Here is a 14444-nt window from a genome sequence, read left to right as displayed (position 1 = left end):
TCACTTTATTGATTCAGTAGAATACAACTTAGATTGTGATGGGAATAAAGTAAACACACACAAGACGATAGTAATAAATAACATGATCAATGAACCTACAATAACTACAAGTTGTATAGAAATGAACTGAGTCGCAACACCAGATAATATTGTAACAAAGATTGTTACTATCGCAATAACAAGTCCATATATACTCCCGATCCGTCCCATCATATGAACAGGGATATTATTTTGGTAAAATGTATGAAATCCTGTATTTGCATATGCCATTGAAAAAGATAAAATAAAGAATCCAATAGCAGCTATTAAAAATACATTTGAAAAAGCATAAATTAAATAACCAATTGCAATAAATAATGATCCTATTCCAATTAGAAGTGAAGGTGCTAATTTCTTTGACAAAATTGTATTTGTTATGGCACCTAAAATAAATCCTGCACCAGCTATACTAACTAGAAAACCGTATTCACTATCTGTTAGTAGTAATACCTCTTTCGCAAACGATAGTTCAAGTGAATCAGTAGCGGTTGCTAATACGAACATACTTTGAAATAAGAAGTACACGCATACGACATACACATGTTTTCTACTAAAATTTATAACAGTGTTCCAATCTTTTTTTAATACTGTAAGAGATAATGTATTACTTGTTGTATCCGAAGCTTCTTTCTTATCAAGATTAGGTAAAAGTAATGTAATGAATCCTGATAAGAGAAATGCTATAGCATTTATATATATAGCAATCTCTGGTGTACTCGCAATTAATAAAACCCCTGCTATCGCTGGACCAATTAAAAATGCACCAGATCCTATTAAACTACGTAATGAGTTGAAACGTTGTCTTTGTTCTACTGGAATTAATTTCGTCATATACGTCATAGCAGTTGGCTCATAAATTGCACTGGCCATACTTATAAAGAATACAAATACATAAACAATCCAAAGTGACGGAAGTAAAGGTAAAATAGCGATAAATAACGCACGATATATATCGAGGTGAATCATTAACTTCCGTTTATTTAAACGATCAATCATACTCCCAGACCAAGCGTTTGTAAATAAAGTGGCTAATGGTTTTATTACATATAAAGCAGCAACAGCTAAGGCTGAGCCACCCATATTATAGACAAGTACATTCAGTGCTATTAAGTAAATCCATGCCCCTAAATTCGCAATACCAACACCGGACAGTAGTAATAAAGGATATTTCCAATCTTTAAGAAAGTTTTTCATTTTTGGCCCCCGCTTTCAAAATTGTTTTAAAACAATAAAAAAATCCCACCCCCAAGACTTTTAATCTTAGGGACGAGATTTATCATCGCGGTGCCACCCTAGTTTGTTAATATGTCACCATATTAACCTTATCAGGTACTGCATTCTAACTCATGCTTATACCATAGCTCTATAACGGGAGCTCCCGTCACACCATCCCCTAATAATAGGTTCCGATGCGCTGCTCAGAGGCTTGGTTCAATAAAGAATTTTTACTCCTTTTCAGCTAAATGGAGCTCTCTGTAAAAAATTCATTTTATTTACTCTTCTCTTCACTGCATTTGATTTTTTCCATATTATCACAATTATTTTTAACTGTAAATAAAAAACAATCAGATATTTAATAACGTGTCTCTATTAATTCATTTATTTATTGTTTTTTCTGAAAATTACGGTGCGTGAAATTACTTACAGCTCTAAAGAAAGAGCCATTTGCATCTAGCTCCTTCCAAATACCTGAATTAATTCGTATTCGCCTCTGTTAACGGTTGTAACGGCGGTTCTAATTCTAGTTCTAGTGTATCTCCTTCATGTAAATCTTGTCCTTTTTCAATACTTTGGCTCGTTACATAACCTGTACCAGAAGTTTTCAAATCTAATTTCAAAAGCTTAGAGAAATACATAACATCACGCATGGACCAACCTTTTACATTTGGCATTTGTGCGTTATTCCCTAATAAAAATATACGATCACCTTCACTCATTACCTCGCCAGACTGTGGATATTGTTTTATTATTTTTCCTTCTCCTAAAATTACCGGCTGTAGCTTCTCTTTTTCTACACTTTTCTCTGCTGTACCCATCGATTGATTTACATAATTTTGTACTTTTAATTGAGATTGTTTCGCTGCATCAGCTATTTGTTTTTCGGTATACGGTTTCACCTTTAAATATTCAAGGCTGTTTTTTATAACAGGTTTAAATATTTCAGCAAGAGGTTGAGCTCCATACTCATCTCCTTTTAACTTTGGCTGCTTAATAGCTAAGTATACGATTAACTCCGGATCATCAATTGGAGCCATTCCTAAAAAGGAGAAAATGTAATTCTCTTTCCCTTCCATATATCGGCCGTTTTCAGGATTCGGGATTTGTGCTGTTCCTGTCTTACCTCCAATTGGATAACCATCCACTTTATACATTGTACCAGTTCCTTTTGAAGATGTTATAACACGCTCCATTAAGCTTCTAACCTTGTCCGCTGTTACTTTTTTTATCGGATTCCCAATTTCTTTCGGTTGATTTTCCATAATAACTTCTTTGTTTGTTGGATTTACAACTTTATCAACGATATATGGTTGCATCATTTTCCCGTCATTTGCTATAGCAGTAGCCGCTTGGATTAATTGAATCGGAGTTACTGTAGAACCTTGACCGAAAGAAGTTGTAACCTGTTGAATTTGCGTATTTAATAATAAAGTATTTTTACTTTCTCCAGGTAAATCTATTCCTGTTTTTTGACTGAAACCAAATTTATTCATATATTGCTTAAATTTATTTGGTTTCAGTAACTGATCTTCTAAAATAGAAAAAGCTACGTTTGATGATCTTTCAAAACCTTCATCAAATGTAATTGATCCCCATCCAAATCCACCATTATGATCTTTTATATCAGAGGAACCAACGGAATATTTTCCAGATTGAAAATATTCTTTTCCGTTATATACACCTTCATTAATGGCAGCTGCTAACGTAAAAACTTTCATAGTTGAACCTGGTTCATATGCATTTGCAATCGGATCATTTAAAAAGTATTCGATATCACCTACATTAGGATTGTAACTAGGTTTACTAGCCATCGCTAAAACCTTTCCTGTTTTTGGATCAGCAATAATTCCAATTAACATAGAAGGATCATAATGCTCTTGTGCTTTGTTCATCGCTTCTTCTAAAAAGCTATTAATTTGTTTATCAAGCGTTAAATACACATTATTCCCATTTTTAGCAGGTTCTACTTTACCTATATCATTTGTAAGCGGAATCCCCCTTCGTGTACCCACATATTCTATATTCCCGTTTGTCGAGCGCAAATATTTATCCAAACTCTTTTCAAGCCCAAACTTCCCTTCCGTATTCCCTTTATCATCTGGTCTAGCAAAACCCAGTATATAGGATGCAAAGTCTTCATTCGGATACACTCTTGCTTTTTCCGACATAAAAGATACACCTGGTATTTTTAAATCATTAATTTTTTCCTTCTTTTCCCTAGATAAGTTCCGACCAATTTTCCCAATTTCAACTTGCGTACGCCCTTCATGAAAGTTTTTTAATACTTCTTCTTTATCAATTTCAAGCGCATCGGCTAATTGTTGTGCGGTTTCATCTTTATTTTTCACTTTATCTTTTCCTTTTAAATTAACAACAACTCGATATGTTGTAGAATCTTGTACTAACACCTTTCCGGTTTGGTCATAGATAGTACCACGATTCGCTTCTAAAATACCTTTTTTATTATGTTGTTCATCCGCTAGATCCTTTACATTTACATTATGCACGACTCCTACTGCCTGAATATAGACTATACGCAAAATCATAATAAGAAACAAAACAATAAAAGCAATCATCATATATCGAGCGCCTTTATTCGTTTGAAGTTTTTGCATACTTATCTCCTCTCTTTTGGAATGGATTCGTACGAAGATGCGTTTTATAATTTGTAGTTTTTGTTTACGATACTATATGTTTCGAAGTTTTCTTTTTAATTCCTTTAAAACAATACGAAACTAACTATTGTTATTTTTTGTTTTTGTTTTATTTCATTAAAATACGGTGCGTGAAATTTCTGAATATTAACTTCACCAAAACTTGATTGCATAGCACTCTAAACTCTTTTCTTATTTACTATAAAAAGTTCCCCTCTGGATTTCCAAAGGGGAACTTTTTATAAGAAAATTATGCGATATGGTTATATTTTGCTAAGAAAGGAATTCGTCTCGCTACTAATGCATACATTTTGAATACGAATTTCGCTATTGGTTCAAACATACGTGTACTTTGCATTACTAAACCGCTCGTAACAAGTGTTATGAAAGCTGCACCAAGTATATCTAAAGGATAATGAACACCTACATACATACGTGATATACCGACTAACACTGCCCATAATAGCGCGATATATTTCAGTTTTTCTCCTCTAAGAATAAATACGAAGGCGATTGAAAATACAAGTACAGAATGATCACTAACAAATGATGAATCTGCTGCATGTGGTACTAATTGATGTACATCATGTGATACGAACGGACGCGGATGGTAATATACCGCATGTATAAGAACATTTACTACTAATGCAATAATAACCGAAAGCGTCGTATATAAAACTGTATATTGTTTTCTAATTGCATTCTCTTTCTTTCCATTATTAAACCATAAGATAAGCATAAATAAAATGGCTACGTATGCAGCGCTATTTGTAATTGCAACCATTATCGTATCTAATAGTTTGGATGAATCAGCAAAATTATTAAACCACTGAAATACTGTGTAATTCATAATACTCTCTCCCTACTTACAAGTGTTCTTGATTTACACAGTATACAATACCATTATGAAAATGGGCTTAAACTTTTCTCATCTAATTCTCATTTTACTATTACTCATGTGACAATTATAAAACAAATTTTATACGCTATTTATGTATAAAGTTCGTAAACCTTTATAATAAGGCGATTCGTATTTTTTTCATGTTTGGAATACATAACATGTTCATTTAAATATACTAATTGTAAAATCATATTTTTTAATTCATTTGAAGTACAATATTTCCAAATTGTTCTCCATGTTCCATACGGCTTAGTGCTCGAATTGCTTCTTCTAACGAGTAAACTTTATCAATAATTGGTTTAATTTGATGTTTTTCTATAAACTTTATCATCTCATTAAATTCCTCACGGCTACCCATGGATGTTCCCATAATATCAATTTGATTGTAAAATAGCGCGCGTAATGGTAATTCAATTTTATCTCCTGAGCTTGCACCAAAATTCACGATTCTTCCGTTTGGTTTTAATACATCAAAATATTTCAAAAAAGTTGCTGGACCTATACTATCTATTATTAAATCTACTTTTTCACCTTGTAAGCTCTCTTCCCAATTTCCGGCACTATGAAAAGAAATATCTGCACCATATTTTGCAGCAAGTTCCATTTTATTCTCTACCCTTGAAGTAACACTCACTTTTGCGCCAATTGCTTTCGCGAATAACATGGCAAATGTAGCAACACCACCGCCTATTCCCGGAATTAAAACGTGTTCGCCGCGCTTCAATCTACCTTTAGTAAAAAGCGCTCTATATGCAGTTAATGCGGATAAAGATAAAACACCTGATTCTTCCCAAGTAAGATATGACGGCTTTTCTACAACATTTTCAACTGGTACAATTACATATTCAGCAAACGTTCCATCTTTCGGCCCACCTAGCACTTCCGGTAACTCCGGTACTTCAGTAGCATGTTCCCATCCAATACTAGGATTAATAATAACTTCTGTATGTAATATGTTATCAGAAACACCGTTTCCAATTTCCGTAACAATACCTGCACCATCTGATCCTAAGATTAAAGGTAATTGCATTTCTTTTCTATTATTCATAATAAATAAATCCCGATGATTTAAGCCTGCTGATTTTAATTTCACTTTAACTTCCCCATCATTAAGTGCTCTCTCAGGTGATATTTTATATTCTACACCGTCAAACCCAGTTTTATATTGATGTACGATAGCTTTCATTATTATTCCCCCTTAATAATTTTAATGTACTAGAAATTTCGAAATAAACAAAATGATTTGATCGTAAAAAAAGAAGGAATGCAAAACGCACCCCTTCTTTGAAGGCTTATTTTATTATACATGGTAATGTAATCGTAACGATTGTTTCTTCATTTTCTTTACTCTCTATTTTAATAGCTCCTTTATATTTTTCTACAAGTCGTTTTGCAATAGACAAACCTAGTCCGTTTCCACCTTGTTTTCGACTTCTCGCTTTGTCAACTCGGTAAAACCGATTAAGAACAAATGGTAAATCGGTTTCAGGTATTCCCGTTCCATGATCTATTACACGAATTGTAACTTTCCCTGATTGTAAACTGGATTCTATGCAAATATATTTATTAACCTCTTTTGTATACTTAACTGCATTATCCATTATGATAATAATAATTTGTTCTAAGTAAGATGATGGCATTGAAACATAAGCCTCGTCATCCCCGAATTTCATATCAAATTGAAAATCACTTTGAATTACTATAAAGTTTTGTGTAACATGTTTTAATACGCTATTTACATGGACTGGCTCAGCTGCTATTGGATACATTTGTTCAGATTCAGCTCTTGATAGTTCAAGCAATTCTGAAACTAATTTATTTAAACGATCTACTTCCTTTAAACTAGATTGAAGAGATTTATCTAATACTGCTGGATCATTTTTCCCCCATCGGTTTAACATCGCTAAGTGACCATGAATAATTGTTAACGGTGTTCTTAGTTCATGAGATGCGTCTTCGACAAACTGTTTCTGTTGTGCAAAAGAAGTTTCTACTTCATCCATCATCTCGTTAAAGAGAAATGATAATTTTGCAAGCTCATCATTATTTTCTCGTACTGGAACCCGTTCATTTAGTCCATTCTTTTTAATACGTTTCATCGTATCTGTTATATTTTGAACACTTGATAATAGTTTCTTCGTTATAAGAATCCCACCTAAAAAACTAAATATCAATCCAAATATTCCAGCAATAAGCATTACCACTAAAATAACTTTTAATAAATAATCAAATGTCTCTAGGTTTTTCGTAAGTTCAATAGTGCCAGTAAACTCTTTCGTTTTAATTGGTATGCGCTTAACTAATATTCGATCTTCTAAATGCCTTTTTATAAATGACTCATCTTTTATAACCTGTTTCGGCTTTATCCACGTTTCATTAAAATCTCGTGAAACAGTAATAATCGGCCCCCCATCCATGTCAATAATACGAATCATTTGATGCTTATCAATCATATTGTTTAGAAAATCTTTACTGTTTTCAAATGTTTTACTCGAAAGGGTATCATTTTTATCTTGGAAATATGCCGCTATTTCCGTCACTTGCCTATTTATTTGTTTCTGTTCATAATCTATAGTCCACTTATTGATTACAATAAACTGCAAAGCACTATATAAGATGAACAAAATAAATACTAGTGTAGTGGACCAAAGTGTTAGTTTCCACTTTATAGGTAGATTTCGAATTCGAAACATAATATTTTTTATCATTTCATTATATATCCCGCACCACGGACTGTTTGGATATACTCCTCCTTATCTACACTATGTAACTTGTTTCGCAAATAACGAACATATACATCAACGATATTTGTCTCAACAATTGCATCATATCCCCATACTTGGTCCAGTAAAACATCACGAGTAAGTACGCGATTAATATTTTTCATAAACATAAGCAATAACTCGAATTCTTTATTTGTAAGTTCAATTTCTTCATTTCCTTTAGTTATAGTTCGAGATTCAATCTGAAGCTGCAAATCTTTGAATGTAAGAAATGAAACCTGCTTGTTTTCAATATGTTCTTCTCTTCTAAATATCACTCTCATACGTGCTAACAGTTCTTCAATTGCAAATGGTTTCGGAAGATAATCATCCGCTCCACTATCTAAACCTGTCACACGGTCCATAATACTATCACGAGCAGTCAGCATAATAATAGGTGTATTTTTAGTCGCTCTTAGTCGACGACATACCTCTAGTCCATTTAATCCAGGCAGCATTAAATCAAGCAAAATGAGATCGTAATTCTTTTCAAGTGCTGCGCTTAACCCTTTTCTTCCATCTAGTTGTATATCTACTTTATACCCTTCATATTTTAGTTCTAATTCTAGAAAATCTGCTAAACTTTCCTCATCCTCAATAATTAAAATATGTTGCAACGGTAGTTCCTCCTAGACAATTAAATGAATAAATAATCCTATTCCAAATATAATTACAATGATTTGATGCACTTTTCTATACATCATAAATTTTTCTTTCTTATTTATTTTCTGTAAATAAAACCCAACAACCCCTAGTGCGATTAAGGCTAATAGAGAAAATATGCCACTGTATATGAGTAAAATATGAGGACTCCCTTTTATAAAAAAGTAAACACCATGAGTAATTGCAACAGCTATTATAGCGTATCCAATTAATACATGAAACTTTTTTGCAAATAGATACACTTCTTTAACTTTTTTAAATCCTTGTATATTTTTCTTCTTTAAAAACACCCATATATGGCGTAAAAACCATAATGAAGCAGCGATAATAGCCCCATATTCACCAAAAGAGCCTAATTTTTTATTTAACCATTTTACATTCAAAACATTGCCGTATATAACATTAATAAATAGCATCAATACACTACAAATAATAATAGTAATGCCCATAATTTTAACACACACACGAAAATATTTATTTCTTAATATCTTCTCCATTTTATTTAATCTCCTTACTCACAAAAGCTTTGTAACAAGCAGTCTATCAAATAAAAAAGAAAAGAACATGAGAGAAAGATTAAAATAAAATGAGAATTTCAATATCACTGACAATTATTATTGATTTTTTTCAGCTAACTTTATTATGTTTTGAATAAACGGTGCATTTGCCTTTGTATATGAAACACGATCAAAAGCATATGTAATAGCAAGCATCTCTTTTAATTCTCTATATTCTTTACGTGCCCATTCATGGCTTATTAGAAAGTCACGAAATAAAATATTGTTTCTCCACTCGTCACTATTATAAATATAAACATGCAAATGATGAGTACCTGCTCTCCATTTTCCCTTTCTAAAAAAACGCCAATTGGTTGCATCTTTTGGAACATACTCATATCCAATTTCCGATAGAACTTCAATCCAGTTTTCAGTAATTTGTAAGTCTGTTACGCCAATCATCATATCAATAAGAGGTTTAGCTCCTAATCCTTCTACTGCTGTGCTCCCTATATGTTCAACAGCGATTATTCCTTGTCCTAACAAGGAACAGAATTTCTCTTCTTCTTTTATATACTCTTCAACCCAGTCTTTTTGATACGGTTTAATAACAATTTGTTGGTCCATTGTACTCACCTCTCTATAAGTATTTATCAGTATATTTATAAAATTTTATGTTGTTAGCATAGGATTCCCATAAAATATGTCGAATAGTGGAATGTACAACTTAATTATATTAAATGTGAGGTAATCTATGAAAGATAATTCCGTCGAAGTTCAGTTAAATAGTGTAATATTCCAATTAAAAGAACATCATAATTTTGATTGGCTTATTAAATTAGGTACCGTATTTGCAGTTTTTGACCAGCAAGATTCAGGTAATATAAGTTTTGGTGTAGAAAAAGATGGGCATAAGAAATTTATCAAATACGCAGGAGCACAAACAATTGCATATGAAGGAACAACGGGTGATGCTATTGAAAGGCTAAAAAATTCAGTTACTATTTATGAAGATTTAAAGCATGAATCGCTCATAAGATTAATTGATCATTTTCCAGTTCAATCTGGATATGTATTAATTTTCGATTGGTTTGATGGTGAATGTCTTCATTCGCATTGGCGCTTCCCACCTCCTGAGAAATATAAAAATCCAAACTCTCCATTTTATAAATTTAGACATTTATCTGCTATAGAACGAGTTCATCATTCCTTACATTCCATTTTTTCTTTCCATACTTATGTAGAAAAGAAAAATTATGTAGCGATAGATTTTTATGACGGTAGTATTTTATATAATTTTAATACAAACGAAACAAAAATTTGTGATATAGATTTATACAGTAAGAAACCTTACATAAATAAAATGGGCCGGCTATGGGGTTCCTCCCGTTTTATGTCACCAGAGGAATTTGAACTAAACGCAATAATTGATGAAAGAACAAATGTATTTAATATGGGAGCAATGGCTTTCTCACTCTTAGGCGGTGAAAAAGATCGTTCTTTTATAAAATGGGAAGCAAGTAAGGAATTATATGAGGTAGCGTATCGTGCTGTAAATGACAATCGGGCAGAACGGTATGCATCAGTTACAGAATTCTACGAAGCGTGGTTAAAAGCGTCTAATGCAGAAAAGATATAACCCTAAATTATTAAAAGAAATATAGAGTTTATACTATTATCATGTATATCAAGAATGATTTTATGAGCATTTCATATTAGTGTGTTCTAATTGATTATGGCTATTATTAAGGAAGACATATCAGCGATAATTTATGTCTATTTTGTATGAGTGTTAGCAAGTTCGTTTGCAAACTTGCTAACACTTTTTTGTTTAAATATTTCACAACCAAAAGGTGCATACATATGATGATCAACATATAAACCGACTTTCTTAGCACCTAATTTACATAATTCATCGATAAAAGCCTGTGTACCTGCTCGCATATCATCCATTGTTTTCACTTCTACATCAGCCACCCAAACTGTTGCACTCTTGTCACCACAGTTCCAGAAATCACGGGCTTCTACGCGTGCATCATTTTCAGAAACGACAGAATGCATAGTTACCAAAAGAAATCACATGCTGCTTCATAGCTTGTACATAATCTTTATACGATACCTCTGCACCACTTGTATGTAAAACTGATATATCATTAATTAATAGATGATAATGCATTACACCTTTTATTTCTACATCTTTTTCAAGCTCTTTTATGCTACCCGTAACACGTATAACGTGTTTTGTAGTTTCCATACTTCCATCACTTTTCTAATTAACGACCTGTCCACATATCTTGCACAATTCCATTTTTAAATAATTCATATGGGAAATAACAATATCCTTTATCTCCCCAGTCTTCTCCCCAGCTGTTGCGAATAATAACCGTTTGCTTATCATCGTCATATCCAACAGCACAAACAGCATGTCCCGCTGGTTGACCATCTTCAACAATTACATCATCTGTTCCTGATACTGGAACTATACCAGTCTTTTTCACTTCTTCTGACATAAAAGATTTTGGTACAGCAAATCCAAGTACAGCAACTAATCCATGAGCAAGTGCAGCCTTTAATCCCGATAAATCTTGAATACGATGGTAGGTTCCAATTTTATAAAGTGCAGCATCTGATTCAGCCTTTGGTGATGGCTTATCTCTAAAATTCTCGGTATAAGGAAAATCCTCTTCAGGGCATACCCCAATATTTTTAAGAACCCCCATACCATCACGAACATTCGCTCCACTATCTTCCTGAATATGTCCTTCTATTTCTCGTTCATGATAATATAAAAACAAACGAGATAAGCAAGTAAATGGACGACCTGATTGTAATAATAGATATTCTCGTAACCCTGAAACAATTGCATTTGCCGTACAAGAACCTATATTCCATTGATTTACTATACCTGACATTTTAGGACGAAGATCGACTTGCGTTGGCAAATCCGCCTCATTACTAAACAAGTAACTCCGAAACATTTTGTCTCTTAAATCAACAGGGTCTTTTCTTACATTAAGGTACTTTACAATATCTTTGTTACTGGTAAAACTGAAATTTGATTCATTTGAACTCATTGTAAAAATCCATCCTTTCTTAATATCTAGATAATTCATTTCTTCTCTATACTTAACTTAAAAATTAAAAATATACCTATTTAATTTTTATTTCATTTGCATTCAATACATCCGCATGTTTAATTATTTATCTTTTTACTTATCAATTTCTATTTTCAATTTATCTCACAACTACTTGAACTCTATATCTTTTTTTCTTTCTTGTTTGATTCAATTGCTTTTTCCACTCACGTAATTAGTCTTGTAGTGCCCTCATATTTTCCTATCTCCCCCTTCCAAAATAAAAAGGACACCAATTCATTAAAACAACTTGAATTGCTGCTTTAATGAATTGGTGTCCTCTAGTTTTCTAGCCGGACTATATTTATTTCATTATACTTGTCTGTATAAAAAGATTCCTCCAAGCTTTATCTATTCTGTCTTTCTCATATTTTTGTATAACCTTTGTCCGACGAGCAATTGCTTTTTTTAGTTTCTTTTTCTTTAAATTATCCAATCCTCTCACTCCTTCTTATAAAACAGTTTTTTCCATTTTAGGCGTTTTTATTAATTTAATACCTTCTTACATTCAAAAAGCGGCTCAAATGTGAATTGTACCTATATAATTTCAAAAGGATTATTTTATTAGATTTCCAATCAAACTTCATTTCAAAATTCTCAGTTTCAGATGAACCACTAGACGCATACACCATATACTAATTTAAATGCTTCCTAGGAAAGAAGGTGAAAGCTATGCCATCTATTGTCGGAAATATGGTTGTGCAAAATAGTAACGGTTCTTTCAACTTAGGTGATTTTTATAACGTTTCTCCAAAAGAAAATACAAAAGCTTATAATGGTTCAGGTTCATCTAACGTTGCTTTTGTTCTCAATACATTTAACGGTGTTAGTGCAACAAACACATTTGATTCTGATGTTGCAGACCAAAACCAAGTTGGAACAGTCTAAATTTATTCATTTCCCTCTAACTCCTGAATAAAACCCAATATTCCGTTAATAATGTATATACAGTTTCTGATTTCCCTTCATACCCGAAGGCTGAGTAGCTAGTTTTTACTAGCTGCTCTTTTTATGTTTCACACGAATAAAATTCTATATTTCACCGATACTATATAGGACTGTAAAAAGTCAGCTTTAAATCCTTCCCACTCTAGCTCTCTTGGTCGAGGGTTGAGCAGTTAGCTCTTGCTAGCTGCTCTTTTATTTGGTTACTGCTTCTGTTTCTTAAAGAGATTCTTTAACTATATTTCACTAATAAGGACAAATTCTTTAATCCGTCTCGAATAAAATAAATAATTTGGCATATAATATCTATGCATCTAGATTATTACCTCTGTATGGAGCAGTTAGGCTGGGCTAACCGCTCTTTTATTGAATAAATTTCTAAAAAGTGTTAACAATATAAGTACACCAAGGTTGAATACGAATGACCATTTCGTTCTTCTTATTCACCAGGATAGTTAGCTTTTGCTAGCTGTCTTTTTTTAGTTTATCCGAATAAAATTTTTAATTATGTCCGATACTATAAATGGGCTGATACAGCTTGAATTCACATTGACATCTGTAATGTTCTTTTTCCTTTCTCTGAGGACTGAGCGGTTAACCTTCGTTAACTGCTCTTTTGTATTGAGTTGATAATAAATTTTAGGTCGTATTTCTCTTCTATACCATATACTTTTTAAGTATCCAACTCAAAGTGTTACCTCCTATCTGAAAGGGCACTGATGCATGGTGCTCTTTTTTTAGTTTCTTTATTTCTACAAAATGAAATTTTTATAACATTTTTTAGTTCAAATATCCTTTCCATCAATGTACGAACAATATTACTTCTTCTTTAAGCATCTTTATGAACAAAATTTATAACCTTTACTCCACTTGGATTTATATTAAAAGTAATAGTTTCTATGCCATTCGGAGGGTTATGAGCTCCTATATAAGTTTTATATTGAACTGTAACAATAAAATTAAAGTTTTCTTCTGGGAAACGTTCAATTTTTATAATTTTTGTGTCCGTCAAACTATACTGATGATCTGGTCCAAGCTTCCTTCTGATAACTTGACTTGCATATGGTGCTAATAAAGTATTATAAGAATCATAAAACTCTTGATTATCAATATTAAACGCTTTGGTATCTAACGGATTTAAAAATAAAACTACCATAGTAATTCCAAAAAACAAACTAACCACTTTTCTTTTCAACATATACTCATCCTTAATTCATTTAGATATCCGTTAAGCTCCCCAGCATAAGAGATGACTATTCTTCATCCTTATCTAACTTCTTTTTATTCAAATAACGTTTTTGTTAAAATTTTACTTAAACCTTATTCATTCATGGTATAATCTGGATTATTTATTTTTCCAAGAAAGGCTAAAGTAATGAGAAAATAATTCGGTTTCATTTCAAATTTGTTAACTATTATCGTATTTTTTACCTTTTATAGTGATAGTAATTTAATTTATTTAATATTTGTATCACTGGTTTTAATTATTTTCGCTCCAAAAGGTACATCAAAAAAAGTCGTTATAACTAGTATAATAATTTCGTGTATTTTTTACCCTCTCATATTCGGCCTGCTTTTTATAATTGGTTGAGGATTAGCAGAATCAAAACTAAACTAATCCCTTTTTCTCA

The 14444-nt window shown here is 32.3% G+C and carries 13 protein-coding genes, 1 pseudogene and 1 other annotated feature; of the genes and pseudogenes, 2 read left to right on the top strand and 12 right to left on the bottom strand.

Annotated features, from left to right (window positions below; translation table 11 throughout):
- From N2V80_RS13075 to N2V80_RS13040, 8 genes are all read right to left on the bottom strand, one after another.
- Positions 1 to 1233, bottom strand: a complete 1233-nt coding sequence (locus N2V80_RS13075; RefSeq protein ID WP_061655661.1) for an MFS transporter — start codon at positions 1231 to 1233, stop codon at positions 1 to 3.
- Between the two features lie 65 nt (positions 1234 to 1298).
- Positions 1299 to 1557, bottom strand: a binding site (T-box leader).
- Positions 1558 to 1733: 176 nt separating this feature from the next.
- On the bottom strand, positions 1734 to 3872 hold the full coding sequence (locus N2V80_RS13070) for a penicillin-binding protein (RefSeq protein ID WP_061655662.1): 2139 nt from the start codon (positions 3870 to 3872) through the stop codon (positions 1734 to 1736).
- A gap of 289 nt (positions 3873 to 4161) precedes the next feature.
- Positions 4162 to 4761 (bottom strand): undecaprenyl-diphosphatase, encoded by a 600-nt coding sequence (locus N2V80_RS13065; RefSeq protein ID WP_001110118.1) that lies wholly within the window; start codon positions 4759 to 4761, stop codon positions 4162 to 4164.
- A 247-nt stretch (positions 4762 to 5008) separates the two neighbouring features.
- Positions 5009 to 5998 (bottom strand): zinc-binding dehydrogenase, encoded by a 990-nt coding sequence (locus N2V80_RS13060; protein ID WP_000644550.1) that lies wholly within the window; start codon positions 5996 to 5998, stop codon positions 5009 to 5011.
- A 106-nt stretch (positions 5999 to 6104) separates the two neighbouring features.
- Positions 6105 to 7520 carry a HAMP domain-containing sensor histidine kinase gene (locus tag N2V80_RS13055; protein ID WP_000594473.1) on the bottom strand — a complete coding sequence of 472 codons (1416 nt, stop codon included), beginning with the start codon at positions 7518 to 7520 and terminating at the stop codon, positions 6105 to 6107.
- Positions 7517 to 8191, bottom strand: a complete 675-nt coding sequence (locus N2V80_RS13050; protein WP_001163828.1) for a response regulator transcription factor — start codon at positions 8189 to 8191, stop codon at positions 7517 to 7519. The genes N2V80_RS13055 and N2V80_RS13050 overlap by 4 nt, the downstream gene beginning before the upstream one ends.
- A gap of 12 nt (positions 8192 to 8203) precedes the next feature.
- Positions 8204 to 8734: a hypothetical protein gene (locus tag N2V80_RS13045; RefSeq protein WP_000411453.1), complete on the bottom strand. Its 531-nt coding sequence runs from the start codon at positions 8732 to 8734 to the stop codon at positions 8204 to 8206.
- 117 nt (positions 8735 to 8851) lie between these two features.
- Positions 8852 to 9361, bottom strand: a complete 510-nt coding sequence (locus N2V80_RS13040) for a GrpB family protein (RefSeq protein WP_061655663.1) — start codon at positions 9359 to 9361, stop codon at positions 8852 to 8854.
- 127 nt (positions 9362 to 9488) lie between these two features.
- Here N2V80_RS13040 and N2V80_RS13035 point away from each other — a divergent pair, with 127 nt between their 5' ends.
- Positions 9489 to 10373 (top strand): protein kinase domain-containing protein, encoded by an 885-nt coding sequence (locus tag N2V80_RS13035; RefSeq protein WP_061655664.1) that lies wholly within the window; start codon positions 9489 to 9491, stop codon positions 10371 to 10373.
- Between the two features lie 206 nt (positions 10374 to 10579).
- Here N2V80_RS13035 and N2V80_RS13030 read toward each other — a convergent pair.
- The 3 genes and pseudogenes from N2V80_RS13030 to N2V80_RS13020 form a co-directional block, all read right to left on the bottom strand.
- A pseudogene (locus N2V80_RS13030) lies at positions 10580 to 10847 on the bottom strand (GH25 family lysozyme); the annotation flags it as partial.
- Positions 10848 to 11007: 160 nt separating this feature from the next.
- The gene (locus N2V80_RS13025; RefSeq protein WP_000097509.1) at positions 11008 to 11808 is read right to left on the bottom strand and encodes a C1 family peptidase; all 801 of its coding nucleotides are present in this window, start codon (positions 11806 to 11808) and stop codon (positions 11008 to 11010) included.
- A 364-nt stretch (positions 11809 to 12172) separates the two neighbouring features.
- A complete protein-coding gene (locus N2V80_RS13020) occupies positions 12173 to 12304 on the bottom strand; it encodes a DUF3983 domain-containing protein (protein WP_000369348.1) in 132 nt (43 codons plus the stop codon).
- Between the two features lie 236 nt (positions 12305 to 12540).
- On the opposite strand from N2V80_RS13020, the gene N2V80_RS13015 reads away from it, so the two are divergent.
- Complete coding sequence (locus N2V80_RS13015) at positions 12541 to 12756, top strand: spore germination protein (protein ID WP_001139345.1); 216 nt, start codon at positions 12541 to 12543, stop codon at positions 12754 to 12756.
- Between the two features lie 886 nt (positions 12757 to 13642).
- Here the strand turns inward: N2V80_RS13015 and N2V80_RS13010 are convergent.
- On the bottom strand, positions 13643 to 14011 hold the full coding sequence (locus N2V80_RS13010) for a DUF3888 domain-containing protein (protein ID WP_098559575.1): 369 nt from the start codon (positions 14009 to 14011) through the stop codon (positions 13643 to 13645).
- Positions 14012 to 14444 lie beyond the last annotated feature (433 nt).

This window comes from Bacillus sp. FSL W8-0640 (assembly GCF_038007725.1).
Taxonomy (GTDB): Bacteria; Bacillota; Bacilli; order Bacillales; family Bacillaceae_G; genus Bacillus_A; species Bacillus_A cereus.
This window is presented reverse-complemented; position numbering and strand designations above follow the sequence as displayed.